Origin of the sequence: Bradyrhizobium sp. Ec3.3 (genome assembly GCF_000472925.1) — a bacterium.
Classification (GTDB): Bacteria; Pseudomonadota; Alphaproteobacteria; order Rhizobiales; family Xanthobacteraceae; genus Bradyrhizobium.
Genome location: NZ_AXAS01000001.1, coordinates 184,480 through 207,484, shown reverse-complemented (window position 1 = coordinate 207,484; position 23,005 = coordinate 184,480). Strand labels below are relative to the sequence as shown.

Annotated in this window: 23 protein-coding genes; 16 read left to right on the top strand and 7 right to left on the bottom strand. The window is 64.9% G+C overall.

The genetic code is table 11. The features are described 5' to 3' along the window. The first annotated feature begins 29 nt into the window (after window positions 1-29). Together YUU_RS0101035 and YUU_RS0101030 are read left to right on the top strand one after the other, a co-directional pair. A complete protein-coding gene (locus tag YUU_RS0101035; RefSeq protein WP_027520674.1) occupies window positions 30-659 on the top strand; it encodes a CoA pyrophosphatase in 630 nt (209 codons plus the stop codon). Window positions 660-717: 58 nt separating this feature from the next. Beyond that, window positions 718-1,908, top strand: coding sequence for a hypothetical protein (locus tag YUU_RS0101030; RefSeq protein WP_027520673.1), 1,191 nt, complete (start codon window positions 718-720; stop codon window positions 1,906-1,908). Window positions 1,909-2,053: 145 nt separating this feature from the next. Here YUU_RS0101030 and YUU_RS0101025 read toward each other — a convergent pair whose 3' ends face one another. Continuing rightward, window positions 2,054-2,359 (bottom strand): hypothetical protein, encoded by a 306-nt coding sequence (locus YUU_RS0101025; protein WP_027520672.1) that lies wholly within the window; start codon window positions 2,357-2,359, stop codon window positions 2,054-2,056. A gap of 225 nt (window positions 2,360-2,584) precedes the next feature. On the opposite strand from YUU_RS0101025, the gene YUU_RS0101020 reads away from it, so the two are divergent. From YUU_RS0101020 to YUU_RS0100995, 5 genes are all read left to right on the top strand, one after another. Then, window positions 2,585-3,061 carry a hypothetical protein gene (locus tag YUU_RS0101020; protein ID WP_027520671.1) on the top strand — a complete coding sequence of 159 codons (477 nt, stop codon included), beginning with the start codon at window positions 2,585-2,587 and terminating at the stop codon, window positions 3,059-3,061. Window positions 3,062-3,412: 351 nt separating this feature from the next. Beyond that, window positions 3,413-4,372 (top strand): TAXI family TRAP transporter solute-binding subunit, encoded by a 960-nt coding sequence (locus tag YUU_RS0101010; protein WP_027520669.1) that lies wholly within the window; start codon window positions 3,413-3,415, stop codon window positions 4,370-4,372. 220 nt (window positions 4,373-4,592) lie between these two features. After that, window positions 4,593-6,701, top strand: coding sequence for a TRAP transporter permease (locus tag YUU_RS0101005; protein WP_027520668.1), 2,109 nt, complete (start codon window positions 4,593-4,595; stop codon window positions 6,699-6,701). Further along, entirely contained in the window at window positions 6,662-7,081 is a 420-nt protein-coding gene (locus YUU_RS0101000; protein WP_027520667.1) for a DUF1850 domain-containing protein, read from the top strand. The genes YUU_RS0101005 and YUU_RS0101000 overlap by 40 nt, the downstream gene beginning before the upstream one ends. A 12-nt stretch (window positions 7,082-7,093) precedes the next feature. Then, window positions 7,094-7,900 (top strand): SDR family NAD(P)-dependent oxidoreductase, encoded by an 807-nt coding sequence (locus YUU_RS0100995; RefSeq protein ID WP_027520666.1) that lies wholly within the window; start codon window positions 7,094-7,096, stop codon window positions 7,898-7,900. A 57-nt stretch (window positions 7,901-7,957) separates the two neighbouring features. Here the strand turns inward: YUU_RS0100995 and YUU_RS0100990 are convergent, their stop codons facing one another. Then, complete coding sequence (locus YUU_RS0100990) at window positions 7,958-9,502, bottom strand: sodium:proton antiporter (RefSeq protein ID WP_027520665.1); 1,545 nt, start codon at window positions 9,500-9,502, stop codon at window positions 7,958-7,960. Window positions 9,503-9,639: 137 nt separating this feature from the next. On the opposite strand from YUU_RS0100990, the gene YUU_RS0100985 reads away from it, so the two are divergent. The 5 genes from YUU_RS0100985 (at window position 9,640) to YUU_RS0100965 (ending at window position 14,980) form a co-directional block, all read left to right on the top strand. After that, on the top strand, window positions 9,640-10,368 hold the full coding sequence (locus YUU_RS0100985) for a tetratricopeptide repeat protein (RefSeq protein ID WP_027520664.1): 729 nt from the start codon (window positions 9,640-9,642) through the stop codon (window positions 10,366-10,368). 226 nt (window positions 10,369-10,594) lie between these two features. Then, window positions 10,595-11,992, top strand: coding sequence for a tetratricopeptide repeat protein (locus tag YUU_RS0100980; protein WP_027520663.1), 1,398 nt, complete (start codon window positions 10,595-10,597; stop codon window positions 11,990-11,992). Between the two features lie 341 nt (window positions 11,993-12,333). Then, on the top strand, window positions 12,334-14,256 hold the full coding sequence (locus YUU_RS0100975) for a propionyl-CoA synthetase (RefSeq protein WP_027520662.1): 1,923 nt from the start codon (window positions 12,334-12,336) through the stop codon (window positions 14,254-14,256). A 222-nt stretch (window positions 14,257-14,478) separates the two neighbouring features. Continuing rightward, window positions 14,479-14,748 carry a hypothetical protein gene (locus YUU_RS0100970; RefSeq protein WP_051389564.1) on the top strand — a complete coding sequence of 90 codons (270 nt, stop codon included), beginning with the start codon at window positions 14,479-14,481 and terminating at the stop codon, window positions 14,746-14,748. Window positions 14,749-14,773: 25 nt separating this feature from the next. Continuing rightward, window positions 14,774-14,980 carry a DUF6494 family protein gene (locus YUU_RS0100965; protein WP_027520660.1) on the top strand — a complete coding sequence of 69 codons (207 nt, stop codon included), beginning with the start codon at window positions 14,774-14,776 and terminating at the stop codon, window positions 14,978-14,980. Between the two features lie 9 nt (window positions 14,981-14,989). On the opposite strand, the gene YUU_RS60040 is transcribed toward YUU_RS0100965, so the two are convergent. Continuing rightward, window positions 14,990-15,607, bottom strand: a complete 618-nt coding sequence (locus YUU_RS60040; RefSeq protein WP_198031675.1) for a DUF2306 domain-containing protein — start codon at window positions 15,605-15,607, stop codon at window positions 14,990-14,992. 55 nt (window positions 15,608-15,662) lie between these two features. Between YUU_RS60040 and YUU_RS60035 the strand changes: the two genes are divergently transcribed. Continuing rightward, entirely contained in the window at window positions 15,663-16,307 is a 645-nt protein-coding gene (locus YUU_RS60035) for a hypothetical protein (protein ID WP_198031674.1), read from the top strand. A gap of 161 nt (window positions 16,308-16,468) precedes the next feature. Here the strand turns inward: YUU_RS60035 and YUU_RS0100950 are convergent, their stop codons facing one another. After that, the gene (locus YUU_RS0100950; protein WP_027520658.1) at window positions 16,469-17,161 is read right to left on the bottom strand and encodes a DUF1013 domain-containing protein; all 693 of its coding nucleotides are present in this window, start codon (window positions 17,159-17,161) and stop codon (window positions 16,469-16,471) included. A 246-nt stretch (window positions 17,162-17,407) separates the two neighbouring features. Between YUU_RS0100950 and ispH the strand changes: the two genes are divergently transcribed. The 3 genes from ispH to rnhA are packed head-to-tail and all read left to right on the top strand — an operon-like array spanning window position 17,408 to window position 19,827. Further along, window positions 17,408-18,376 (top strand): 4-hydroxy-3-methylbut-2-enyl diphosphate reductase, encoded by a 969-nt coding sequence (gene ispH, locus YUU_RS0100945; protein ID WP_027520657.1) that lies wholly within the window; start codon window positions 17,408-17,410, stop codon window positions 18,374-18,376. A gap of 6 nt (window positions 18,377-18,382) precedes the next feature. Further along, complete coding sequence (locus tag YUU_RS0100940; protein WP_027520656.1) at window positions 18,383-19,366, top strand: homoserine kinase; 984 nt, start codon at window positions 18,383-18,385, stop codon at window positions 19,364-19,366. Further along, the gene (gene rnhA / locus YUU_RS0100935) at window positions 19,363-19,827 is read left to right on the top strand and encodes a ribonuclease HI (protein ID WP_027520655.1); all 465 of its coding nucleotides are present in this window, start codon (window positions 19,363-19,365) and stop codon (window positions 19,825-19,827) included. Before YUU_RS0100940 ends, rnhA begins: the two co-directional genes overlap by 4 nt. Before the next feature lie 193 nt (window positions 19,828-20,020). Here rnhA and YUU_RS0100930 read toward each other — a convergent pair whose 3' ends face one another. From YUU_RS0100930 to YUU_RS0100920, 3 genes are all read right to left on the bottom strand, one after another. Continuing rightward, window positions 20,021-20,506: a peroxiredoxin gene (locus YUU_RS0100930; RefSeq protein WP_027520654.1), complete on the bottom strand. Its 486-nt coding sequence runs from the start codon at window positions 20,504-20,506 to the stop codon at window positions 20,021-20,023. 109 nt (window positions 20,507-20,615) lie between these two features. Next, window positions 20,616-21,170: a DUF924 family protein gene (locus tag YUU_RS0100925; protein WP_027520653.1), complete on the bottom strand. Its 555-nt coding sequence runs from the start codon at window positions 21,168-21,170 to the stop codon at window positions 20,616-20,618. Window positions 21,171-21,182: 12 nt separating this feature from the next. Further along, window positions 21,183-22,868, bottom strand: a complete 1,686-nt coding sequence (locus YUU_RS0100920) for a long-chain fatty acid--CoA ligase (protein ID WP_027520652.1) — start codon at window positions 22,866-22,868, stop codon at window positions 21,183-21,185. Window positions 22,869-23,005: the final 137 nt, after the last annotated feature.

Genomic DNA, 23,005 nt, shown 5'->3' with positions numbered 1-23,005 from the left:
CATCAAGCGCGCTCCTGGTGTAGTCAAGCATCATGAGACCGTTCGACGATGCCACACGGCGGAATATCGCCGGCGCCTGCGCGGCGTTTGCGCGCCTGCCCGATGATGGCGAGCCGCCGGCGCTGAAGCGCGCCGCGGTTGCCATTGCGCTTGCCGCGGCAGGCGAGGGGCGCGACACGGCGCTGCTGCTGACTTTGCGTGCATCTCACCTGCGCGCTCATCGCGGGCAATGGGCCTTGCCCGGCGGGCGCTGCGATGAAGGTGAAACGCCGGTCGAGGCGGCGCTGCGCGAGCTCGACGAGGAACTTGGATTGAGGCTTAGCGCGGACGCGGTGCTCGGCCTCCTGGACGACTACCCGACCCGCTCCGGCTATCTGATCACGCCCGTCGTGGTCTGGGCCGCGAGCGGCACGACACTGGTGCCGAACCCGCAGGAGGTCGCCTCCGTGCACCCGATTGCACTTGCTACGATCGAGCGCGAGGACGCCTTCGACTTCGTCGCCATCCCCGAAAGCGCGCGGCGTGTGATCCGCTTCCATCACGAGGAGAGCCTGATCCATGCCCCGACTGCGGCGCTGATCTATCAGTTCCGCGAGGTGCTGGCGGGGCGCGCAACCCGCGTTGCCGAGCTGGAACAGCCGGTGTTCGCCTGGAAATGACCTTAGACGTAAACGGGTTTTAACCTGACAGTCACGCGATGCTTGCTACAACGGTGCCATGCATCACCAACCGATTCGGCGCGCCCTGACGCTTGCACCGCTCGCGCTCGTCCTGCTCGTGCCGCCCGCGCTTGCGCGCGACTCGTCTGCACTGCCACCCGCCGTCAGCAACGCGATGGCGCAGGTGTCGCCCCAGGCCATCATCGAATATCGCCGGCGCCTCCAGGAATATCAGGAGGCGCGCGCGGCTTTCGACGCGGAGGCCGGCGCCTATTGGGGCGCGATCTCCGAGAAACGCCGCACCCGCAATGCCAAGCGGCGCGGCGGGCAGCAGATCACGCTCGACGACTACGTGCTGGAGCAGCCGCCGCTCTATACCGGGCCGAAGCGGCCGGTGAATCCGGAGCCCACCGAGGAGCCGGAGCCGCGCCCGCGCAAGCCGATCCCCGTCGTCGCCGATCTCTTGCGCGCGGCGCAGGATCTCTACCAGTTCACGCCGCAGCGGCCGGCGACCGAGGTCGAGTTCAAGCGCGCCTACGCCCGCTATTCACTCGCTTTCGGGCTGACGCGCGAGCAGGCGGTGCGGGTCTATTCGTTCGAGACCGGCGGCACCGGCAATCACGACGTGCAAGCGGGAATTGAACATGGCGGCAAGCGCGCGATATCGACTGCGATGGGCTACAATCAGTTGCTGACCACCAACAGCGTCGAGCTGCTCGCCGAGCAGGGCCACGAGTTGATCCGCGCGCTTTCCGAGAAGACCGCACAGAGCTCGGGCGCCGCGCGCAAAACGCTCGAGCACAAGCTCGCCGTGTTGAAGAAGATGGTGGCGCAGGCGAAGTCGGTGCCCGACACCTGGTCGGAGCATGAGAAGATCGGCGACACCGCACAGGGCTGGGCGATGCACGCCATGGTGCTCGACATCGACGTCGGGCCGATGCTGCAGACCCACAAGCTGCTCACCTCGGTGCTGTTCGCGCGCGCCAAGGGGTACACCCGCCCGCTCACCGCCGCCGAGCTCGAGATGATGAATCTCACCGGCGACGGCACCGGGCTCGACATGGTGACGATGCCGCAAGCCATGCGCGTGCAGGTGCCGACCTCGAACTTCTTCCAGCGCAGCGGCTATGAACGCAACCCGGTCGCGATTCGTCACAACACGGTGGCGAAGCTGCTGGCGGTGACGGATGCGCGGATGGACAGCAACAGCAACAATGCTGGGGCAAAGGAGCTGGCGGGGGCGTTTTAGAAGGTGGCCGTCATGCCCCGCGAAGCGAAGGCGGGGCATCCAGTACGCCGCGGCCTCTCCGTATCCCATCGCTGTCTCTGGAATACTGGATCACCCGCTTTCGCGGGTGATGACATCGACTGAATGGCGCCGCTCCGCCGCCCCCTTATTGATCCGGGCCGAACTTGAACCGCCCGTCGCCCTCGAGGTACGGGCCGGTGCGCATGTAGAGCTGGCCGTTCTGGCCGATGAAGAACAGCGTGCCCCGCGGTACCTTCTTGGCGCCCTTCAGGAGGTCGCCGGCATTGCTGGTGCCCATCTTGTAGGAGAATGTCTTGCCTTCCTTGTCATAGGCATAGCCCATGTCGGGCTTCAGCTCCCACGGCGTCGCGGCGGTCTGCGCGACGGCCGGCGCGGCGAGCGCCCCGAGCATCGCCGCGGCCATCAAGGCCTTCGTTGGAAATCCAGTCATCCTCATCCTCCCCGTAACTTCTTGGTTGCCGTTCCGAACAAATCACGAACGGTCTTTGCCGGTCAATACGCGCCTCGGTCGCAACGCACGTCCCGTCAGGCGGGTCGTCGTGCCCAATCACATCCCGACCAGCAGTTTGTGATTTTCCCTTCGCCCTCTCGCGACTATGTTCCGCTTTCCGTCTAGAACGCAATTCGACAAAGAGATTGGGTAGGGATGATTCCAATGAACCATGTCATAAAAATTTGCTTGTCCGCCGCCTTGCTGGTGACGCTCGCGCCCGTCGCCCATGCCGATGACTACCAGCTCAGCCACAATCAGCGGATTTCCTGCAGCCGCGGCCTTGCCCCTGGCAAGCTGAACACCGCCACCTGCAAGTCCTACACCTATCTCTTCAACACCAAGACCTCGGAATATTTCCGTTGCCAGGTCTCGCTGGCGCTGACCCGCGACAACAAGGAAGTCATCAACGTGCAGACCGACGGCGGCTGCACCAAGAAGCCGCGCATCTTCGAGACCGACGGCCACTACGATTTCGATGCGACCGAGACCGAGCCGCCGAATACCAATTCGTTCTTCGGCCCCGGCGGCTATTCGGTGTGGGCCGCAGACGTGACCACGCAGAAGGTGCGCGGCTGCATCATCATTTCCTCCGGCCTCGGCTCCGACATTTCCAAATGCCTGGACATGACGTTCCAGTGAGGGGGCGCTCCCGGGGGAGGGCTGAGGAGAGGGTGTCTCCGCAATTGAGAACCCCGAGCGGACAGAGTCCTCACCCGCGCCTTCGGCATAGCCGAGGCGCTTTGCCTCCGCGTCTCTAAGAGGACGGCCGCCGAAGGCGGCCTATGCTCTCCCGCAAGCGGGAGAGGTGACCGAGACCGCGGCTCAGTCGATCCGACTCGAGGCTGAAGTGCGCCACGTCGCCGCACCCGCCGAGCTCCGTGAAAATCAGGCATAACGGCTGTTTCGTGCAGCCCTGTTTTGCCTTTTGGATGGGTTGACCCGCACCCCCCATCCGGCCAATTTCGCCGCCGGTTTGGGGAGATGAAAATCATGAAATTGAAGTTGATCGGCGCAGCCTCGGCTCTTGCTCTGGCGGCGTCGGTGCCTTTGTCAGCCTCTTGTGCGCAGGCACAATCGTTCATCAACGTGCTGACGGGCGGCACCTCCGGCGTCTACTATCCGCTCGGCGTCGCGATCGGGAAAATCTACAGCGACAAGATTCCGAACGTGAAGACGCAGGTGCAGGCCACCAAGGCGTCGGTTGAGAATCTCATCCTCCTGCAGCAGGGCCGCGGTGAACTGGCGTTCACGCTCGGCGACTCCCTGAAGGCTGCCTGGGATGGCGAGGAGGAGGCGGGCTTCAAGAACAAGCTCGACAAGCTCCGCACCATCGGCGCGATCTATCCGAACTACATCCAGATCGTCGCGACCGCCGAGAGCGGCATCAAGACCCTCGCCGACCTCAAGGGGAAGAGCCTTTCGGTCGGGGCGCCGAAATCCGGCACCGAGCTCAACTCGCGCGCGATCCTGGCCGCCGCCGGTATGAGCTACAAGGATCTCGGCAAGGTGGAATATCTGCCGTTCGCCGAATCCGTCGACCTCATGAAGAACCGCCAGCTCAACGCGACGCTGCAATCGGCGGGCCTCGGCGTTGCCTCGCTGAAGGACCTCTCGACCTCGAGCCCGATCACGGTCGTCGCCGTGCCGAAGGAGACCGTCGACAAGATCGGCCCGCCCTTCATCTCGGCCGTGATCCCCGCCAACACCTATACCGGTCAGGACAAGGACGTGCCCACGGCGGCGGTCGTGAACTATCTCGTGACGAGCGCGGCGGTCTCGGATGATCTCGCCTATCAGATGACCAAGCTGATCTACGAGTCGCTGCCCGAGCTTGCGAACGCGCATGTCGCCGGCAAGGAGATCAAGCTCGAGACGGCGGCGACCGGCAGCCCGGTCCCACTGCACCCCGGCGCGATCCGCTATTACAGGGAAAAGGGACTGATCAAGTAGCGCGACTTTCTCCGTAGTCATTCCGGGGCGGCTCGAAGAGCCGAGCTATGGTGCGCAGTTGCGCACCTGAGAATCTCGAGATTCCGGGCTCGATGCTCCGGGCCGCGCTTCGCGCGGTCCCGTCGCATCGCCCCGGAATGACGGAGCAAAGCGCATGACGTATTCAGGACGCAGCGCAAATGCTGTAATAACGCCCCCATCGGGGCGCGGGGAAACGGGCATGTTGCAGGCGGAGGGCGCACAGGCGCCCATCAAGGTCGAATTCGACAATTTCGAGCATGGCTTTCCGGAAGGATTCGGACCGGGCTGGTGGGGTCATCTCGCCTACTGGATCGGCATCGCGTTTGCGGCCTTCCAGCTCTACGTCGCCGCCTTCAACTATCTGCCAAGCCAGGTGGTGCGCGGCGTCCATGTCGGCTTCCTCGTGCTGCTCACCTTCGGCCTGATCGGCAACTTCACGGCCCGAAGCGATGCCGGCCGCGCGATCGGATGGCTGATCGGCGGCGCCGGATTTTTGTGCGGCCTCTATCAATGGATCTTTTACGCCGATCTGATCGCGCGCGACGGCGATCCGACGCAGGTCGATCTCGCCGTCGGTACGCTGCTCGCGGTGCTGATCTTCGAGGGCACGCGGCGCCTGATGGGCGCGGCGCTGCCTTTGATGTGCGGCGCGTGCCTCGTCTACTGGTTCTTCGGCCAGTACCTGCCGTCGCCGCTCAACCATCGCGGTTATGACTTCGACCAGATCGTCACGCATCTGTCCTTCGGCACCGAAGGTTTCTACGGCGTGCCGATCTACGTCTCGGCGACCTACATTTTCCTGTTCATCCTGTTCGGCTCGTTCCTGGAGCGCGCCGGCATGATTCAGCTCTTCACCGACGTCTCGCTCGGCCTGTTCGGCCGCACCCGTGGCGGCCCTGCCAAGGTCGCGGTGTTCGCCTCGGGCATGATGGGCACGATCTCGGGCTCGGGCGTTGCCAATGTCGTGACAGTCGGCCAGTTCACGATTCCCCTGATGATCAAGTTCGGCTACCGCCGCGCCTTTGCCGCCGGCGTCGAGGCCACCGCTTCGATGGGCGGGCAGATCATGCCGCCGGTGATGGGCGCGGTGGCCTTCATCATGGCGGAGACGCTAGGGGTCCAGTACTCGGAAATCGTGAAGGCGGCTGCGATTCCTGCGGTGCTCTATTTCGCTTCCGCCTTCTGGATGGTGCATCTGGAAGCCGGCAAGCACGGGCTCACCGGCATGAAACGCGGGGAAATCCCGAGCGCCTGGAAAGCGCTGGTGACGCGCTGGTACCTCGTGCTGCCGCTTGCGGCGCTCGTCTACATGCTGTTCGAAGGCTTTACGCCGCTCTATGCCGGCAGCATGGGCCTTGCGCTGACGGTGACGCTGATCCTGGGGGCCAGCATCACGGCGGGGGCATCGGCCATGGTGATCCGCTACATCTTCTGGATCGGGCTTGCGCTCGTCGTCGCCGCACTGTCGCGCGACGGCCTTCAGATCGTGCCGGTGTCATGTGTCGTCGCCGGGTTGATCGTGATCACCGCCTTCGTCCGCGGCGGGCTTGCCGCTTTGCGCGCCTGCCGCGATGCGCTGGCCGAAAGCGCGAAATCCGCCATCACGGTCGGCATGGCCTGCGCCATCGTCGGCGTCATCATCGGCATGATGTCGCAGACCGGCGTCGGCACAATCTTCGGCGGCTGGGTGATCGGGCTCGGCGAGAAGAGCCTATTCCTGGCGCTGATCATGACCATGCTGCTGTCGATCCTGCTCGGCACCGGCATTCCCACGATCCCGACCTACATCATCACCGCCGCGCTCGCCGCACCCGCGCTGGCAAAGTTAGGGGTGCCCCTGATCGCGAGCCACATGTTCGCGTTCTATTACGGCATCATGGCCGACCTCTCGCCGCCGGTCGCGCTCGCCGCACTCGCCGCGGCGCCGATCGCCAAGGAGAATCCGGACAAGATCGGCTGGGAAGCGATGCGCATCGCGCTCGCCGGCTACGTCATCCCCTTCATCTTCGTCTATTCGCCGGCGTTGATGCTGCAGGCGGGCGATCCGATGGCCGCAAAGCTCGGCTTCTATGGCGCGGTGGCGCTCGCGACCTTCAAGGCGCTGGCGGCGATCGGCCTGTTCGGCATGGTCGCGATCGGCTTCCTGTTCACGCGGCTCAGCTTGCTCGAACGCGCGCTCGCGCTCGGCGCCGCGCTCTGCCTGCTTGGCGACTTCCCGCTCAGTGACACCATCGGCTTCGTGCTGACGGCCGCGATCGTGCTCTGGCAATGGCGGCAGCGCCCGCCGGCAACGGTCCAGGCGGTGTGAGCCTCTGCCTCGCCTCGGCCGGAAGCGTGAAGGCGCTGGCGCTCGCAGCCTTCACGCTTGTCTGGACGCATTCGATCGAGAAGATCGACTGGCAGGAAGACTGGCGCGTCACGCCGGAGGGCCTCGAGCTCGTGCAGGCGCGAGTCAAAGGCTCCGGCGCCGGCATGGAGCCGCCGCCCGAGGCGCGCCTCACTGACGGCTGGTTCCAGTGGCGACCCGCGCGCCCACCCATGCGTGAGGTGATGCTCGGCAATTCCGGCGTCGCCGGGGAGTGGCGGTTGTGCAGCGAAGGAAAATGCCGGACGTTGTCGGAGATCATCGGCCACGCCGTCGGTACTGATGTCACCCGCATGAGCGTCTGCGAAGAACAACAGAAGTAAGGGAGAAACGCGATGGATCGGCTCAAGGGCAAGGTCGCGATGGTAGTCGGCGCCGGCTCGATCGGACCGGGCTGGGGCAACGGCAAGGCGACAGCGGTGACCTTTGCGCGTGAGGGCGCGTCGGTGTTTTGCGTCGATCGCAGCGGCACTGCGGCCGAGGAGACCGCGAAGATCATCACAAGCGAGGGCGGCAAGGCGGCCGCTTTCACCGCCGATGTGTCGCGCGCGAGCGACATTGAGGTCATGGTCGCAGCGTGCCTGAAAGCCTATGGCCGCATCGACGTGCTCGACAACAATGTCGGCATCGCCGAGATGGGCAGCGTGGTCGAGGTGACCGAGGAGAGCTGGGATCGCGTCTTCACCGTCAACCTCAAGAGCGCCTACCTCGCCATGAAGCAGGTGATCCCCGTGATGACAAAGCAGGGCGGCGGCTCGATCATCAACATCTCCTCGATCGCCTCGATCCGCCACATGGGCCTCTCCTACGTCAGCTACGGCACCTCGAAGGCTGCGATGAACATGATGACGCGCACCACGGCGGTCGAGTTCGCGCGCCACCATGTCCGCGTCAACGCGATCCTGCCCGGCCTGATGAAGACGCCGATGGTCGAACATTCCGCAGGTCTCGCTGCCAGCTACGCCAAGGGCGACGTGGAGGCGATGTGGCGCGCCCGCGACGCCCAGGTGCCGATGGGCCACATGGGCGACGCCTGGGACGTCGCCAACGCCGCGCTGTTTTTGGCCTCCGACGAGTCGAAATACGTGACGGGTATCGAGCTCATCGTCGACGGCGGCATCACGTGTAAATCAGGGGCGTGATCGCCAGCCACACCCTCCTCTGTCGTCCCGGATCTGCGCTTCGCTTGTCTGGGAGCATCATCCCCCCGCGCTCAGCTCGGCACGATCCAGCTCTTCCTCGAGCTTGTGAAACGCGTCGTCGCCGATGACCTCTGTGGCACGCAGGTCGAAGATGGTCTTGCGGGCGGCGTCGATGGCGCGGCGGCGCAGGGGATCGGCGGGCAGCTCGCCGCTGGCGACGCCGCCATTGGGATCGTTCTCGGCCTGCATCAGCAGCGCCCGGTATTCCAGCCGCAGGATCTCGGCCTCTTCCGACGGATCCGCATCGATCTCGTCGAGCGCGGCCTGATAGGCGAGCGCGCGTCCGCGAGCGACCTCGCCCGCGACGGGATCATCGTCCTTGAGGTCGAATGCCAGGATCAGCGGCCGTAGCGTCAGGCCCTGGATCACCAGTGATCCCAGCACGACGGCGAAGGCTATGAACAGGATGAAGTCGCGATAGGGGAAATTCTCCGGCAGCGCAAAGGCGGTGGCGAGCGTCACCAGCCCTCGCATGCCGCACCAGGATACGATGATGCCGCCCTTGGGCGAGGTCACTGCATTCGGGTCCGTCGGGCAATAGATGCCGTACGCGACGAGGATGCGCAGGATCGTGCGGTAGGTCATCACCCAGGCGAGCCGCACCAGGATCACCGTGAGCAGGATCCACGCTGCCGCCACGCAATACTCCCAGCGCACATCCTCTGCGAGGCGCGACCAGATCGGCTGAACCTGCAATCCGATCAGTATGAAGGCGAGCACGTTGAGCACGAACACGGTCGTCTCCCACACCGCGTAGGACGGCACCCGCAACCGCGCCGGCATGCGCGCCGGCGCCATGCGCGCGACGGCCATGGCGTAGACGACGATGGTCAGGATACCGGAGAGGCCGAGATGCTCGGCGCCGATCCAGATCATGAAGGTCGTAGCGAATTGCACGATGATCGCGCTCGGCGCTTCCGTGATCCGCGTGATGAACAGCGGCATGATGCGCGCCGCGAGATAGCCGGCGATGACGCTGCCGCCGAGCGCGAGCGCGATTGTCGGCGCGATCTCGCTCCACTTCAGGTGCTCCATCACGACCGCGCCGACCGCGATGCGATAGATCAGCAGCGCGCTCGCATCATTCAGCAGACTCTCGCCTTCGAGGACCTTGACCATGCGATAAGGCAGGCGGACCTGACGCAGGATGGCGACCGCGGCAGCCGCATCCGGCGGCGCGACGATCGCGCCGAGCGCGACCGCGGCGGCCCAGGGCATATCGGGGACCAACCGATGCGTCACCAGTGCGACACCGGCCGTGGTCAAGCCGACCGCGGCGACCACAAGCGTCGAGACCGGAACCCAGTTGTTGCGGAGATCGCGCAACGAGGTGTCATAGGCGGCATCCAGTAGCACCGGTGCGACAAAAAGCGCCAAGGCGAGATCGGGCTGGAGCGTCCAGGAGGGGCTCGCGGGCACGAAAGCGAGCAGCGCGCCACCGATGGCGAGAAAGGTCGGGTAGGGGACCTTGATCCGCCGCGCCAGCGCCGATAAGGCAACGGCGCCGAGCAGAAGTGCGATGATCCATTCGAAGGTCGACACGAGATATCCCCAAACCGTCAGCGGTACGATGCTAGCATCAATCCGGCTGTATAGTGGAGAGCGCCTCCACGACGCGAGAATTTCCGACTGCAACGATGATGCGCCGATCCATTCTGATTCCGAGCCTCTGCACCGCCATGATCCTGTGCGTGCTGCCGGCCCATCAAGGCCGGGCCGCGACCGGTGGCGAGCCGGCCGCAGTCGCGCAGATCGACATCGCGCCGTGCCTCGCCGCGACGGCGGCGGATGATGTCGAGAAGGCAACGTCCGCCTGCGGTGACGTGATCGACAACGAGAAGACCGCCAAGCCCGATCTCGTCAAGGCGCTGGTCTCGCGCGGCGCGCTGCTTGCGCGGCACGACCAGATCGATCGTGCCATCGCCGATTTCAGCCGCGCGCTATTGCTCGATCCTTCGCTCGCCGACATCTTCAACGCGCGCGGCGAGCTCTGGCTGAAGAAGGGCGACCGGCCCAAGGCGGTGCAGGATTTTGGCGCGGCCTTGCGGATCAATCCCAATCACGAGAAGGCCAGGGCCAACCACAAGGCGATGGCGCAGGAGCTCGAGCGTCTGGGCGCGCAGATGGCGGTCGCCGGCAAGCCGAGCTTCAACTGCGCACGCGCCCGCCGCGCCGTGGAGAAGGCGATCTGCGGCAGTCCCGAGCTTGCCGATCTCGACCGCGAGATCTTTGCCGCCAGCGCGCGCGTCACGCGCGAGGCCGGTAGTCCCGCGGAAGCCAAGACCCTCCAGCGCGAGCAGGACGATTTCATCGCCGGCCGCAACGCCGAATTTGGCCGGCCCGGGTATGATTTGAAGAAGGCGATGAAGGACCGCTTGCAGCGGCTGAACGGCGTGGATGGGTACTGAACTGCTTCGGCGCGGGAGGTGCGCTCCCTCTCCCGCATGCGGGAGAGGGTTGGGGTGAGGGTGTCTCCACAGAGAGAGATTCCCTGAGGGGAGAGAGCCCCCACCCGGCGCTTCGCGCCGACCTCCCCCGCAAGCGGGAGAGGTGCACCGAGCGTGTGGCGCCGTCTTGAACCTGTCTCCGCGCGACTGCGACAACGGAGAAAGCCGTCGTCTCGGAGCCATCGCCATGTGCGGTCCGCATCATTGCCCGCAACTTTCGTTCCTTGCCAGAACCTCGCTGCTTGGCGCCAGCCTTGCGGTCGGCCTCACTCTTGCTGCAGGCCCCGCCGCGGCCGGCGGAACGCCCGTCGATTGCGTGCTCGGCAGCAAGGAATCCATTCCGCGGCTCATTGCGGCCTGCACCACGATCATCGACCAGACCGCGAATGCGGCGACCGACCGCGCCGCGGCGCTGGTGGTGCGCGCCGATGCCAACGCGAAAACCTCCGGCGGCTCGGCGGACGCCCTGAAGGATCTCGATCGCGCGATCGCGCTCGATGGCAGGAACGCGCGCGCCTTTCGCCTGCGCGGCGATCTCCTGCGCGAGGCCGGCGGCGATCTCGGCCGCGCCGCGGCCGACCTCGGCAAGGCAATCGAGCTCGATCCGCAGGATGCGGAAGCCTACGAGCTGCGCGGCATCGTCTACACCAACCAGCGCCGGCTCGACCGGGCGCTTGCGGACTATGACCAGGCGATCAAGCTGAAGCCGGACTATGCGCAAGCCTGGTCCGACCGCGGCGCGACCTGGTATCTCCGCGGCGACCATGAGAAGGCGATCCGGGATCTCAGCGAGGCGCTGCGGCTCGATCCGAACCACGCGCGCAGCTACACCAACCGCGGCGCCGCCTACAAGAAGCTCGGCCAGCTCGACAAGGCCATTGCCGACGACAGCGAGGCGATCCGGCTCGATCCCACGGAGGCGGAATTCTACGATAATCGTGGCCTGTCCTACGCGGAGAAGGGCGAGTACGACAAGGCGATCGCCGACTACGACCAGGCGCTCAAGCTGGAGCATCGGCCGAACTTCTTCACCAATCGCGGCGACTCCTATCAGTTCAAGGGCGAGCTCGGTGCTGCGCTCGGCGACTATGATGCCGCGCTCAAGCTCGATCCGAGCTTTGCCCTCACCTACAACAACCGCGCCGTGCTCTACGGCAAGATGGGCGAGCGGAAGAAGGCGCTGGCCGATTACGAGACGGCGCTGCGGCTCGATCCCGGCAACGAGAATGCGGCCGATGGCCGCCGCACCATGATTGCCGAGATCGCCAAGTTCGGTGCTCAACCGTCGCGCCCACTGCATGCGCGGTCCGCCGACGATAGCGGCCCGTCGTTTGATTGCGCCACCGCAAAGCGCGAGGTCGAGAAGGTGATCTGCGCCGATCCGCAGCTCGGCGTGCTCGACCGCCAGATCGCCGACACCTATGCGCGCGTGCTGAAGTCATCTAACGGCCGCACCGCCTCCGACCTCCGCCGCACCCAGCGCGATTTCCTGAGTGCCCGCAACACTGGCTTCGGGCGGCCGGGCTACGACCTGAAGAAGGCCATGCAGGAGCGTTTGCAGCGGCTGAGCGGGATGGAGAGCTGAGGCCCCTTTCCACCTCTCCCCGCCTGCGGGAAGAGGCCGGATCGCATCGCAGATGCAATCCGGGTGAGGGGGAACCTCCGCGAGTTCAGCTATCTCTGTTTTTGCGGACGCAGTCCCTCGCCCCAACCCTCTTCCCGTAAGAACGGGGAGAGGGAGTGCAGCACCGCCGGGGCGCGCCCAAGGCGGAATGTCCGCCGAAAGCCCATCCTTTTCAGCTTGAACCGCAGCCCGTTCCCGGGAAAATACCCCCAAACAGCGCGGGCAATTGACCCTGATCATGGCGGAACAGCGTTTTCGCCGTCAGGTCAAAGCCAGCGAATAAGAGGAAACGGGAGCCGGGTATGAACGTCCAGGGAAGCCTCGAAGGAAAGAGCCGATATCACGAGGTCCATGCGCGCTCGCTGGCCGACCCCGGGAGCTTCTGGGCCGAGGCCGCGCAGGAGATCGACTGGATCGAGCCTGCGAAGAAGGTTTTCGACCCCGCCCAGGGCACCTATGGCCGCTGGTTCGCAGGCGCCGTCGTCAACACCTGCTACAACGCGCTCGATCGCCACGTCGAACGCGGCCGGGCCGACCAGCTCGCGCTGATCCACGATTCCCCGCTTACGGGCAGCGTCACGAGATTTACCTATGCCGAGCTCCTGAAAGAGGCGCAGGCACTCGGCGCGATCATGCAGGATTTCGGCGTCGCCAAAGGCGACCGCGTACTCCTCTACATGCCGATGGTGCCGGAGGCCGTGGTCGCCATGCTCGCCTGCGCGCGCATCGGCGCGGTGCACTCGGTGGTGTTCGGCGGCTTTGCCGCCAAGGAGCTCGCCACCCGCATCGACGACGCAGAGCCAAAGCTGATCCTCTCCGCAAGCTGCGGCATCGAGCCGGGCCGCATCGTGCAGTACAAGCCGCTGCTCGATGAGGCGATCAAGCTGGCGACGGCGAAGCCAAAAGCCTGCATCATCCTGCAACGTCCGCAGCATGTATGCGAGCTGACACCGAGCCGCGACTATGACTGGGCGAGCCTGCGCCGCAAGGCGCTGAACGACGGCAAGCGCGCGCCTTGCGTGCCGGTCGCGGCCACCGATCCGCTCTACATCCTCTACACGTCGGGCACGACCGGCATCCCCAAGGGCGTGGTGCGCGACAACGGCGGGCACCTCGTCGCAATCAAATGGTCGATGTTCAACCTCTACGGCGTCAAGCCGGGCGAGGTCTGGTGGTGCGGCTCCGACATCGGCTGGGTGGTCGGCCACAGCTACATCGTCTACGGCCCGCTGATTCATGGCGCGACCACGGTCATGTATGAAGGCAAGCCGGTCGGCACGCCTGACGCGGGCGCGTTCTGGCGCGTGATATCAGAGCACGAGGCGGTGGCGCTGTTCACCGCGCCGACCGCCTTCCGCGCGATCCGCAAAGAGGATCCGGACGGAAAATTCATCCGGCAATACGACCTGTCGAAATTCCGCACCCTGTTCCTCGCCGGCGAGCGCGCCGATCCGCCGACGGTGGAATGGGCGGAAGCGCAGTTGAAGGTGCCTGTCATCGACCACTGGTGGCAGACCGAGACCGGCTGGTGCATCGCCGGCAATCCGGTGGGCCTCGGTCAGCTGCCGGTGAAGCACGGCTCGCCGACCGTGCCGATGCCGGGCTATCAGGTCGACGTGGTGGACGAGGCGGCCAAGCCCGTTGCCGCCAACACCATGGGCTCGATCGTCATCAAGCTGCCGATGCCGCCGGGCTGCCTGCCGACGCTGTGGAATCAGGATGCGCGCTTCAAGGAGGCCTACCTCACCGAATTTCCCGGCTACTACAAAACCTCCGACGCCGGCTACAAGGACGAGGACGGTTATGTCTGGGTCATGGGCCGCACCGACGACATCATCAACGTCGCCGGCCATCGTCTGTCGACCGGTGGCATGGAGGAGATCCTCGCCTCGCATCCTGATGTCGCCGAATGCGCCGTGCTCGGCATCAAGGACGCAATCAAGGGCGAGGTGCCCTGCGGCTTCCTGGTGCTTAAGGCCGGCGTCAAGCGCGCGCCAGCCGAGATCGAGAAGGAGATCATCGCGCTGGTGCGCGATAAGCTCGGCCCGGTCGCGGCCTTCAAGCTCGCCATCACCGTCGGCCGCCTGCCCAAGACGCGCTCCGGAAAAATCCTGCGCGGCACCATCAAGAAGATTGCCGACGGCGAGTCATGGACCATGCCGGCCACCATCGAGGATCCCAAGGTGCTGGATGAAATCGGGGATGCCTTGAAGGGAAGAGTGTGAGGCGAAACGCATCCTGCGAGCGTGACGGGACGCCATCGCTTCGGCCTCCGCTGTCATTCCCCGCGAAAGCGGGGAATCCTGTACGCCGCGCCCTCTCCGCGTCTCTCGGGGCCTCTGGAATACTGGATGCCCCCGCCTTCGCGGGGCATGACGAAAGCACGTTGCGGGACTTACATTTTCCTCATTCCGCGCTACAGAGTGCCGGCAAATCGAGGACCCCTTATGCCCATCACGACTGCGTTGCGCTTTTTCACTGCTGCTCTGCTTGCGCTGGCCCTGTCCGCCTGCGCTGCGCGCAACCAGGCGCCGGTGGCGATGGGCAACGACGATGACGACGCCGCCTGCCAGAGCCGCGGCTATGCGCAGGGCTCGCCCGAATACGTCGCTTGCCGCAAGGACCGCGATGTCCAGCGCAGCGCCGCGACTGCCCGCGCCGATCGCCGCCAGCGCGATCTCGGCGAGTACATGCTCAACCATCCGGAGCGGCCGTAAGCCGGCCCGGTCAACGGAGGCCGTCATGAACGAGGACCAGTTCAACACGTCCTTGCGTAAATTCCTCAAGCAAGTCGGCGTCACCTCGCAACGCGAGATCGAGAAGGCCGTGCGCGATGCGATCGCGGGCGGCAAGATCAAGGGGCATGAGAAGCTGAAGGCGAAGATGGTGCTGACCATCGACAGCGTCGGACTCGTCCACGAGGTCGACGACACGATCGAGCTGGGTTGACGAAGTATTTCAGGCTTTGTTCACGGCATTTGCAAGACGCGCCAGATCGGGGGACGCGCCGGGGCCGGCCGCCAGCCCACGCGTTGAGCCGATCGCAATCAAGAGCGGCACGAGCCAGCATAGCCAGGCCGCAGAGGCGTAAGCCGGTGCGAAAGACCACATCAGTTGCACCGCTGCCGTGGTCGCCAGCCGCAGCCAGATTGCGCCCGACGTCACGGCCGCCATGGCCAACATGCAGCGCGCATGGCGCCGGAAATCCCTGGCCCTGAGCGCGAGAAGACCGGCAACCGTCAGCGCAATCCAGACCGTCCCCTGGGCGATAAAACCGGCGCGCGCCATCGCGTTCGCCTCGCTCGCCATCGCGACGGGAAGGGATGTAAAGCCGCCGATCAGCACGCACCCTGCCGCGATACGGCCGAGCGGACGGTGCCACGCCGGATATCGCCGCAGCAGGATCACGAGGGCAACGATCATGAGCGCCGCGCCCGATGCGATCATGTGCAGCGAAAAGATGATCGGGAGGCGTTGAAGCACGACGAATAACGGGTAGGGCAGGCGCAGCACGCCGAGGCCTGATGCCACCGCCGCAAGCCCGATCGGCAATGTCAGCAAGCCGATTGCAATCATGATTGCAATGCCGGGACGCCTCATCGGTCGGGTTGAGCCTGCTGGGGAGTCTTCCATGGAATCGTGGCTCACCGCTGCGGCTTTGTCGCGGCGCATGCGCGTGAACCCGCCTCGTCGAGAGCACGACACAAATGGATCACTCTGGAAGGCATACACCATGACCGTCACGTTCCTGACACGCTTTCGCGACTTCATCCTGGCGGGCGGTGGACGTCGCCATAGGCCGATGTTCGCGCGATGGGCTGCTGCGATCGCGCTACCGTTTGTCGTTGCAAACGCCGCGTCGGTTTGCTTCGCCGGCAAGGCACTTGCCGAGTCCGACCTTTCCGCCCTCGCGCTTGGGGGCCGCTGGGTCGACGAGATGCCCGGCGACAAGCTCGTTCTCGACATCTCATCCTGTGGAGAGGGTTGGTGCGGCGTCAACGTGGTGGAGGGGGTGTGCGGCGCCACGGTCTTGCGGGTGAAGCAGTCCAAGGAAGGACCGGAATTTGTCAGCCTGAGCGGCAAGCTCGAACTGGCGCCTGGAGCGCAGCCCTACTTTGTCCGGGCTCGCGTCTTCCGCACCAACGACGCGCCGCGCCTGCAAATCCTGGGTGATAGTCGCGCCGACTTCAGCGTCATGCGCCGCTCGTATCCGTTCGTTTCCAATATGGCCCGCGGTGGCGACGCGCTGTGCCGTCCGGATGCGAAGACATCGTGATGCTTTCGCCGTTGAACCGGTGAAAGCCAATGGCCGGGAAGGCCGTACCGTGCTCCTCAGAATGAGGGGCCGCGCGATCCGCTGTGCCCAAAAAACAAAAACGCGGCGGATGGCCCCGCCGCGTCCGAATCGATTTCGACGTTCAGCCGAGGAGCTGCAACCTACTCCTCTTCCTCCTGCTTCTTGCCGCCGAGCGTCTTCAGCTTGGCGAACACGGCGTCGACGTTGAGGTCGTCGCTGCTCTTCTCCGCCGGCTCGTATTCGTCCTTCTTCGTGGTCTCGGAGGCCGGCAGCAGGGTGGCGCCGCCATAGGCTGCGTCGATCGGCTTTTCCTTGGCTGCGCGCGCCACCTCGAAATCGAGCTCGATCTGCGAGCAGAGGCCGAGGGTGACGGGGTCGATCGGCGTCAGCCCGGCGGTGTTCCAGTGGGTGCGGTCACGCACGCTCGCGATCGTGCTCTTGGTCGTGCCGACCAGGCGCATGATCTGGGCGTCCTTCAGCTCGGCATGGTTACGCAGCAGCCAGAGGATGGCGCTCGGGCGCTCGTGGCGACGCGAGACCGGGGTGTAGCGCGGCCCCTTGCGCTTGGGCTGGGGCGGCAGCACCACCTTGCTCTCCTGGAGGCGGAGCCGGTAGTCGGGGTTTCTCTCGCCCTTCTCAATCTCCTCGCGGGTCAACTGGCCGTTGGAGAGGGGGTCCATGCCCTTGATGCCCTGGGCGGCGTCGCCGTCGGCGATCGCGCGCACCTCCAGGGGGTGCATTTTGGTGAAATCGGCGACCTGATCGAAGGTCAGCGCCGTGTTGTCGAGCAGCCAGACGGCGGTCGCCTTGGGCATCAGAGGTGCGTTGCTCATGGGCAAATCTCCTTTGTGCTTCGCCCACCTCTTTGGAGGCGAAACCGGGGGGTCATCAGCGATGACGGGAATTAACCCCTATATAAGCCGTGAGGGGCCATTCACGCAATGGTTCTGCTATAGATAGTGCCTTGACAGCGCCCGAAAGGGGGCCCAAGTCCCTAGCAGTCCGTGCCAAGCCCTATTTCATCAATCGACCGGTCCCGGCCCAATGGCCGTTGGGTGATTCGGTCCCGAGATCGCTTCATGTCAGCCAAACCAGACCTCAAGATCGTGCTTTGTTCTCCCCGCGGCTTTTGCGCGGGGGTGGTGCGGGCCATCGACACCGTGGAGCGGGCGCTCACCATGTATGGCGCCCCGGTCTATGTTCGTCATGAGATTGTGCACAATAAATATGTCGTGGATGGGTTGAAGAAGAAGGGCGCGATCTTCGTCGAGGAGCTGGCTGAGATCCCGGAAAATACAACCGCTCCTGTGGTGTTTTCGGCCCATGGCGTGCCGAAGTCCGTTCCGGCCGACGCGCAGTCCCGCAACCTGTTCTCGCTGGATGCGACCTGCCCGCTGGTGACCAAGGTGCACCGCGAGGCCGCGATTCACTTCAAGCGTGGCCGCGAGATCTTCCTGATCGGTCATTCCCATCATCCCGAGGTGGTCGGCACCCTCGGCCAGCTGCCGGTCGGTGCCGTGACCCTGATCGAGACCGCCGAGGACGCCAAGACAATCGCCCCGAAGGATCCGAACAACCTCGCCTTCGTGACCCAGACCACGCTGTCGATCGACGACACCGCGGAGATCGTGGCGCTCCTGAAGGAGCGCTTCCCGAACATCAACGGGCCGCACAAGGAAGACATCTGCTACGCCACCACCAACCGCCAGCTCGCGGTGAAGAAGGTGGCCCCTGTGGTCGATGCGCTGATCGTGGTCGGCGCGCCGAACTCGTCGAACTCGCAGCGCCTGCGCGAGGTCGCCGAGCGTGAGGGCTGCAAGATCGCCGTGTTGGCCCAGCGGGCGAGCGACATCGACTGGGACAAGTTCGGCGACATCACGAGCCTCGGCATCACCGCGGGTGCCTCGGCGCCGGAGGTGATCGTCGAGGAGATCATGGACGCCTTTGCCGAGCGCTACGCGCTGCATGTGGAGACGGTATCGGCCGCGGAAGAGAACGAGTTCTTCCCGCTGCCGCGCTCGCTGCGCCCCGAAGCTGCTGCCGAGTAGTCTTGTATGGCGGTCTACACCGACGTCGCCGCCGACGAGCTTGCGGATTACCTGAGCCAATACGATCTCGGCGAGTTGCTCTCCTACAAGGGCATCGCCGAGGGCGTCGAGAACTCCAACTTCCTGCTGCACACGAGCAAGGGCTCGTTCATCCTCACGCTCTACGAGAAGCGCGTGGCGAAGAACGACCTGCCGTTCTTCCTCGCGCTGATGACGCATCTGGCCGAGCACGGCATCAATTGTCCGCTGCCGGTGAAGGCGAAGGACGGCGAGGCGCTGCACGAGCTTGCGGGACGGCCGGCGGCGATCATCACCTTTCTCGAAGGCGTCTGGCCGCGCAAGCCGAACGCTGCGCATTGCGCCGGCGTCGGCGAGGCGCTGGCGAAGATGCATCTGGCCGGCGCCAATTTTGCGATCAAACGCGCCAACGCGCTCTCGGTGTCCGGCTGGCGGCCGCTGTTCGACCAGGCTGCCGCCCGCGCCGACGAGGTGCAGCCAGGCCTGCGTGCGTTCCTCGGAGCCGAGCTCGACCATCTCTCGAGCGGTGTCTGGCCGACCAAACTGCCCGAGGGCGTGATCCACGCCGATCTGTTCAACGACAACGTCTTCTTCCTCGGCGACAAGCTCTCCGGGATCATCGACTTCACCTTCGCCTGCAACGACATGTTCGCCTATGACGTTGCGATCTGTCTCAACGCCTGGTGCTTCGAGCCGGATCATTCCTTCAACGTCACCAAGGCGCGCGCCTTCCTCAATGCCTATGGTCGCGTGCGAAAGTTGACTGAGGCGGAGGAAGCCGCGCTGCCGCTGCTGGCGCGGGGTGCGGCGATCCGCTTCCTGCTGACGCGGCTGGTCGACTGGCTCAACGTGCCGCCCGGCGCGCTGGTGCGTCCCAAGGACCCGGTCGAATACGTCCGCAAGCTCCGCTTCCACCAGAGCGTTTCGAGCGTGCGCGACTATGGCCTCTTGCCGTCAGGACTGGTCGCGTGAGCGAGCTGCCCAATGTCACGATCTTCACGGACGGCGCGTGCTCGGGAAATCCCGGGCCCGGCGGCTGGGGCGCGATTCTGAGGTTCGGCGACAAGGAGAAAGAGCTGAACGGCGGCGAACGCCACACCACCAACAATCAGATGGAGCTGATGGCGGCGATCTCGGCGCTCGAAGCGCTGAAGAAGCCCTGCACCGTCGATCTCTACACCGACAGCCAATATGTCCGGCAGGGCATCACCGGCTGGATCCATGGCTGGAAGCGCAACGGCTGGCGCACCGCCGACAAGAAGCCGGTGAAGAATGTCGAGCTATGGCAGCGCCTCGACGCTGCGCTGAAAGCGCATGAGGTGCGCTGGCACTGGGTCAAGGGCCACGCCGGCCACCCCGAAAACGAGCGCGCCGATCAGTTGGCGCGCGACGGGATCGCGAAGGCAAGGTTGCAGCAGAGGGTCGGGGAGTAGGCGGACGCCTCGCAGCGCGCTCCGGGAGTCATCGCTGCAGACGCCGCCACACTCTCCGCCGTCATCGCCCGGCTTGACCGGGCGATCCAGTACGCCGCGGCGGTCGTTGTGAATCTCGCTGCCTCTGGAATACTGGATGCCCCGCCTTCGCGGGGCATGACAGCGTCAGAGGTGACTGAAAGCGGTGGCCCCCTTACAGCTGCCCGAGCAGCGTATCGCCGCCGGACACCTCGACCTTGCCGGGCATCGCCTCGAGGTTCAGCTTCTTCACCACGCCGTCCTCGACCAGCATCGAGTAGCGCTTGGAGCGGATGCCGAGACCGTTGGCGGAGGCGTCGAGCTCCATGCCGATCGCCTTGGTGAAGTCGGCATTGCCGTCGGCGAGGAACGTCGCTTCGTCACGCTGGTCGGTGTCGCGCTTCCAGGCGTTCATCACGAAGGCGTCGTTGACGGAGACGATCGCGATGGTGTCGACGCCCTTGTCCTTGATGGCGTAGGCGTTGAGGAAGATGCTCGGCAGATGCATCTTGTGGCAGGTGCCGGTGTAGGCGCCGGGGACCGCGAACAACGCCACCTTCTTGCCCTTGAAAATGTCGTCGGTCGATTTGACCTGCGGCCCCTCCGCCGTCATCACGCGGAATTTCGCCTCGGGCAGCTTGTCGCCAATCTGGATCGCCATCGTCATTCTCCCTGAAAATCGGTTCCGCTTTGTAGACCGGGCGGCCGGGCCGCACAATATTTCCGATGCGCAAAGCGCGCGGGGTTCGTAGCCCTTCACCGTGATGTCATCAGCCGGAAAAGCCGCCCTCATCCAGGAACGCTTGCTCGTCCGGCTTGGTTTCGCGGCCGAGGATGCGATTGCGGTGTGGGAAGCGGCCGAACCGTCGGATGATGTCGGCGTGCTCCTCGGCGTATTTCAGGTTTTCGCAGTCGTCGATCTTCCGAAACAGCGCGACGCAGTGCAGCTGATCGGGCAGATGCTCCGAATGCATGAACGGCAGGTAGAAGAATTCGCGCAAGGCTGGATCGACCCGCCCGTCGGCGCCGCGGGCGAGCGCCCGGCGGGCCACTTCGCGGGCCAGCGCATCGCTCGCATAGGTCATGGCGTCGCCGCGGAACATGTTGCGGGGAAACTGGTCGAGCACGATGACGAGCGCCAGCGCGCCGTCATCGCCCGTTTCCCACGATGATAAGTCTCCATTCGCCGCGCGCCGCCACAGCTCGAGAAAGCGGCTGCGGATTTCGGCATCGAAGGCATCGTCGCGCTTGTACCAGCGCTCGCCGCCGGCTTCGCGCCAGAAGGCGAGAACGCCGGCCGGCGCAATGTCGTTGGCATCAGGCACCGAGGCGCCGGCTTACGCCGCCTCGGCCTTCTTCTCGTCGCGGAGCTGCCGGCGCAAAATCTTGCCGACATTGGTTTTCGGCAGCTCGGTCCTGAACTCGATGTGCTTGGGCACTTTGTAGCCGGTGAGCTGCTCGTGGCAGAACTTGATCACGTCCTCGGCCGTCAGGTTCGGGTCCTTCTTCACCACGAAGGCCTTCACCGCCTCGCCCGACTTCGCATCGGGAATGCCGATCACGGCGCATTCGAGCACGCCCGGATGGCTCGCGATCACTTCCTCGATCTCGTTCGGATAGACGTTGAAGCCCGAGACCAGAATCATGTCCTTCTTGCGATCGACGATCTTGATGTAACCCTTCTCGTCCATCACGCCGATGTCGCCTGTGCGGAAATAGCCGTCCGCGGTCATGACCTTGGCGGTCTCCTCGGGCCTGTTCCAGTAGCCCGCCATCACCTGCGGGCCCTTGGCGCAGATTTCGCCGGGCTGTCCCAGCGCCACCTCGTTGCCGTCGTCGTCGCGGATCGAGATCCAGGTCGAGGGCACGGGAATGCCGATCGAGCCGGAGAACTCGGTCGTGGTCGCCGGATTGCAGGTGAGGGTCGGCGCGGTCTCCGACAGGCCATAGCCTTCCGCGATGAAGCAGCCGGTCACCGATTTCCACTGCTCGGCGACCGGGCGCTGCACGGCCATGCCCCCGCCGTTGGAGATCTTCAGCTTCGAGAAGTCGAGCTTCCTGAAGTCGGGATGGTGCATCAGCCCGTTGTAGAGCGTGTTAACCGCCGGGAAGCTGTTGACCTGGTACTTCGCCAGCTCCTTGATGAAGCCGGGGATGTCGCGCGGGTTGGGGATCAACAGGTTGCAGCCGCCGGCACGCACCGCGAGCAGGTAGCAGGCCGTCAGCGCGAAGATGTGATAGAGCGGCAGCGCGCAGACGATCATGAGCTGGTCGACATGCGGAGGCGCGGCGACCGCCGGTTGGAGCCAGGCGTCGTTCTGCAGCACGTTGGCGACGATGTTGCGGTGAAGCAGCGTCGCGCCCTTGGAGACGCCGGTCGTGCCGCCGGTATATTGCAGGAAGGCGACGTCGCCGGGTGAGAGTTTTGGCTTGTTGAAGGTCGCGCTGCGGCCCGCCGCCAGCGCATCGTTGAAGGCGATCGCTCCCGGCAGCGAATAGGCCGGCACCATCTTCTTCACGCGGCGAACGACGAGGTTGACGATCACGCCCTTGAAGCCGAGCAGGTCGCCCATGCTCGCGATGACGACGTGCTTGACGGACGTCTTGGCGATCACCTGCTCGACGGTGTGGGCAAAATTCTCCAGCACGAAAATGGCTTCGGCGCCGGAGTCCTTGAGCTGGTGCTCGAGCTCGCGCGGCGTATAGAGCGGGTTGACGTTGACGACCGCGAAGCCCGCGCGCAGCACGGCCGCGGTCGCGACCGGATATTGCAGCACGTTCGGCATCATGATCGCGACGCGCGCGCCGCGCTGCAGGCCGCGGCCTTGCAGATAGGAGGCAAGCGCCAGCGACATCTGGTCGAGATCGCGGTAGCTGATCGCCTTGTCCATGCAGATGAAGGCCTTGCGGTCGGCGAACTTCGCAAAGCTCTCCTCCAGGAGATCGACCAGCGATGCGTATTGCGTCGGCTCGATATCGGCTGGCACGCCGGGCGGATATTGCTTGAGCCAGATGCGCTCCATAGGTACTCCCCTCCTAAACCAGAGCCCGATGTGTCTCAGGCTTGCCTCGTTTCACGCAGTATTGAGCCTGCCGCAACCGCTGGCAAGCGGTTGAGGCTTAGGACAACGGCCCGAAAGTGGCTACTGGAATCGTCGCA

Excerpts from the sequence above, each read along its gene's own strand:
- YUU_RS0100950 (WP_027520658.1), bottom strand. The coding sequence starts at position 17,161 with ATGAGCAACGCACCTCTGATGCCCAAGGCGACCGCCGTCTGGCTGCTC.
- ispH (WP_027520657.1), top strand. The coding sequence starts at position 17,408 with ATGTCAGCCAAACCAGACCTCAAGATCGTGCTTTGTTCTCCCCGCGGC.
- YUU_RS0101010 (WP_027520669.1), top strand. The coding sequence starts at position 3,413 with ATGAAATTGAAGTTGATCGGCGCAGCCTCGGCTCTTGCTCTGGCGGCG.
- YUU_RS0101020 (WP_027520671.1), top strand. The coding sequence starts at position 2,585 with ATGAACCATGTCATAAAAATTTGCTTGTCCGCCGCCTTGCTGGTGACG.
- YUU_RS60035 (WP_198031674.1), top strand. The coding sequence starts at position 15,663 with ATGGAATCGTGGCTCACCGCTGCGGCTTTGTCGCGGCGCATGCGCGTG.
- YUU_RS0101000 (WP_027520667.1), top strand. The coding sequence starts at position 6,662 with ATGGCGGCAGCGCCCGCCGGCAACGGTCCAGGCGGTGTGAGCCTCTGC.
- YUU_RS0100975 (WP_027520662.1), top strand. The coding sequence starts at position 12,334 with ATGAACGTCCAGGGAAGCCTCGAAGGAAAGAGCCGATATCACGAGGTC.
- YUU_RS0100940 (WP_027520656.1), top strand. The coding sequence starts at position 18,383 with ATGGCGGTCTACACCGACGTCGCCGCCGACGAGCTTGCGGATTACCTG.
- YUU_RS0101025 (WP_027520672.1), bottom strand. The coding sequence starts at position 2,359 with ATGACTGGATTTCCAACGAAGGCCTTGATGGCCGCGGCGATGCTCGGG.
- YUU_RS0100980 (WP_027520663.1), top strand. The coding sequence starts at position 10,595 with ATGTGCGGTCCGCATCATTGCCCGCAACTTTCGTTCCTTGCCAGAACC.
- YUU_RS0100965 (WP_027520660.1), top strand. The coding sequence starts at position 14,774 with ATGAACGAGGACCAGTTCAACACGTCCTTGCGTAAATTCCTCAAGCAA.
- YUU_RS0100920 (WP_027520652.1), bottom strand. The coding sequence starts at position 22,868 with ATGGAGCGCATCTGGCTCAAGCAATATCCGCCCGGCGTGCCAGCCGAT.
- YUU_RS0101005 (WP_027520668.1), top strand. The coding sequence starts at position 4,593 with ATGTTGCAGGCGGAGGGCGCACAGGCGCCCATCAAGGTCGAATTCGAC.
- YUU_RS60040 (WP_198031675.1), bottom strand. The coding sequence starts at position 15,607 with ATGATTGCAATCGGCTTGCTGACATTGCCGATCGGGCTTGCGGCGGTG.
- YUU_RS0100995 (WP_027520666.1), top strand. The coding sequence starts at position 7,094 with ATGGATCGGCTCAAGGGCAAGGTCGCGATGGTAGTCGGCGCCGGCTCG.
- YUU_RS0100970 (WP_051389564.1), top strand. The coding sequence starts at position 14,479 with ATGCCCATCACGACTGCGTTGCGCTTTTTCACTGCTGCTCTGCTTGCG.
- YUU_RS0100985 (WP_027520664.1), top strand. The coding sequence starts at position 9,640 with ATGATCCTGTGCGTGCTGCCGGCCCATCAAGGCCGGGCCGCGACCGGT.
- YUU_RS0100930 (WP_027520654.1), bottom strand. The coding sequence starts at position 20,506 with ATGGCGATCCAGATTGGCGACAAGCTGCCCGAGGCGAAATTCCGCGTG.
- YUU_RS0101030 (WP_027520673.1), top strand. The coding sequence starts at position 718 with ATGCATCACCAACCGATTCGGCGCGCCCTGACGCTTGCACCGCTCGCG.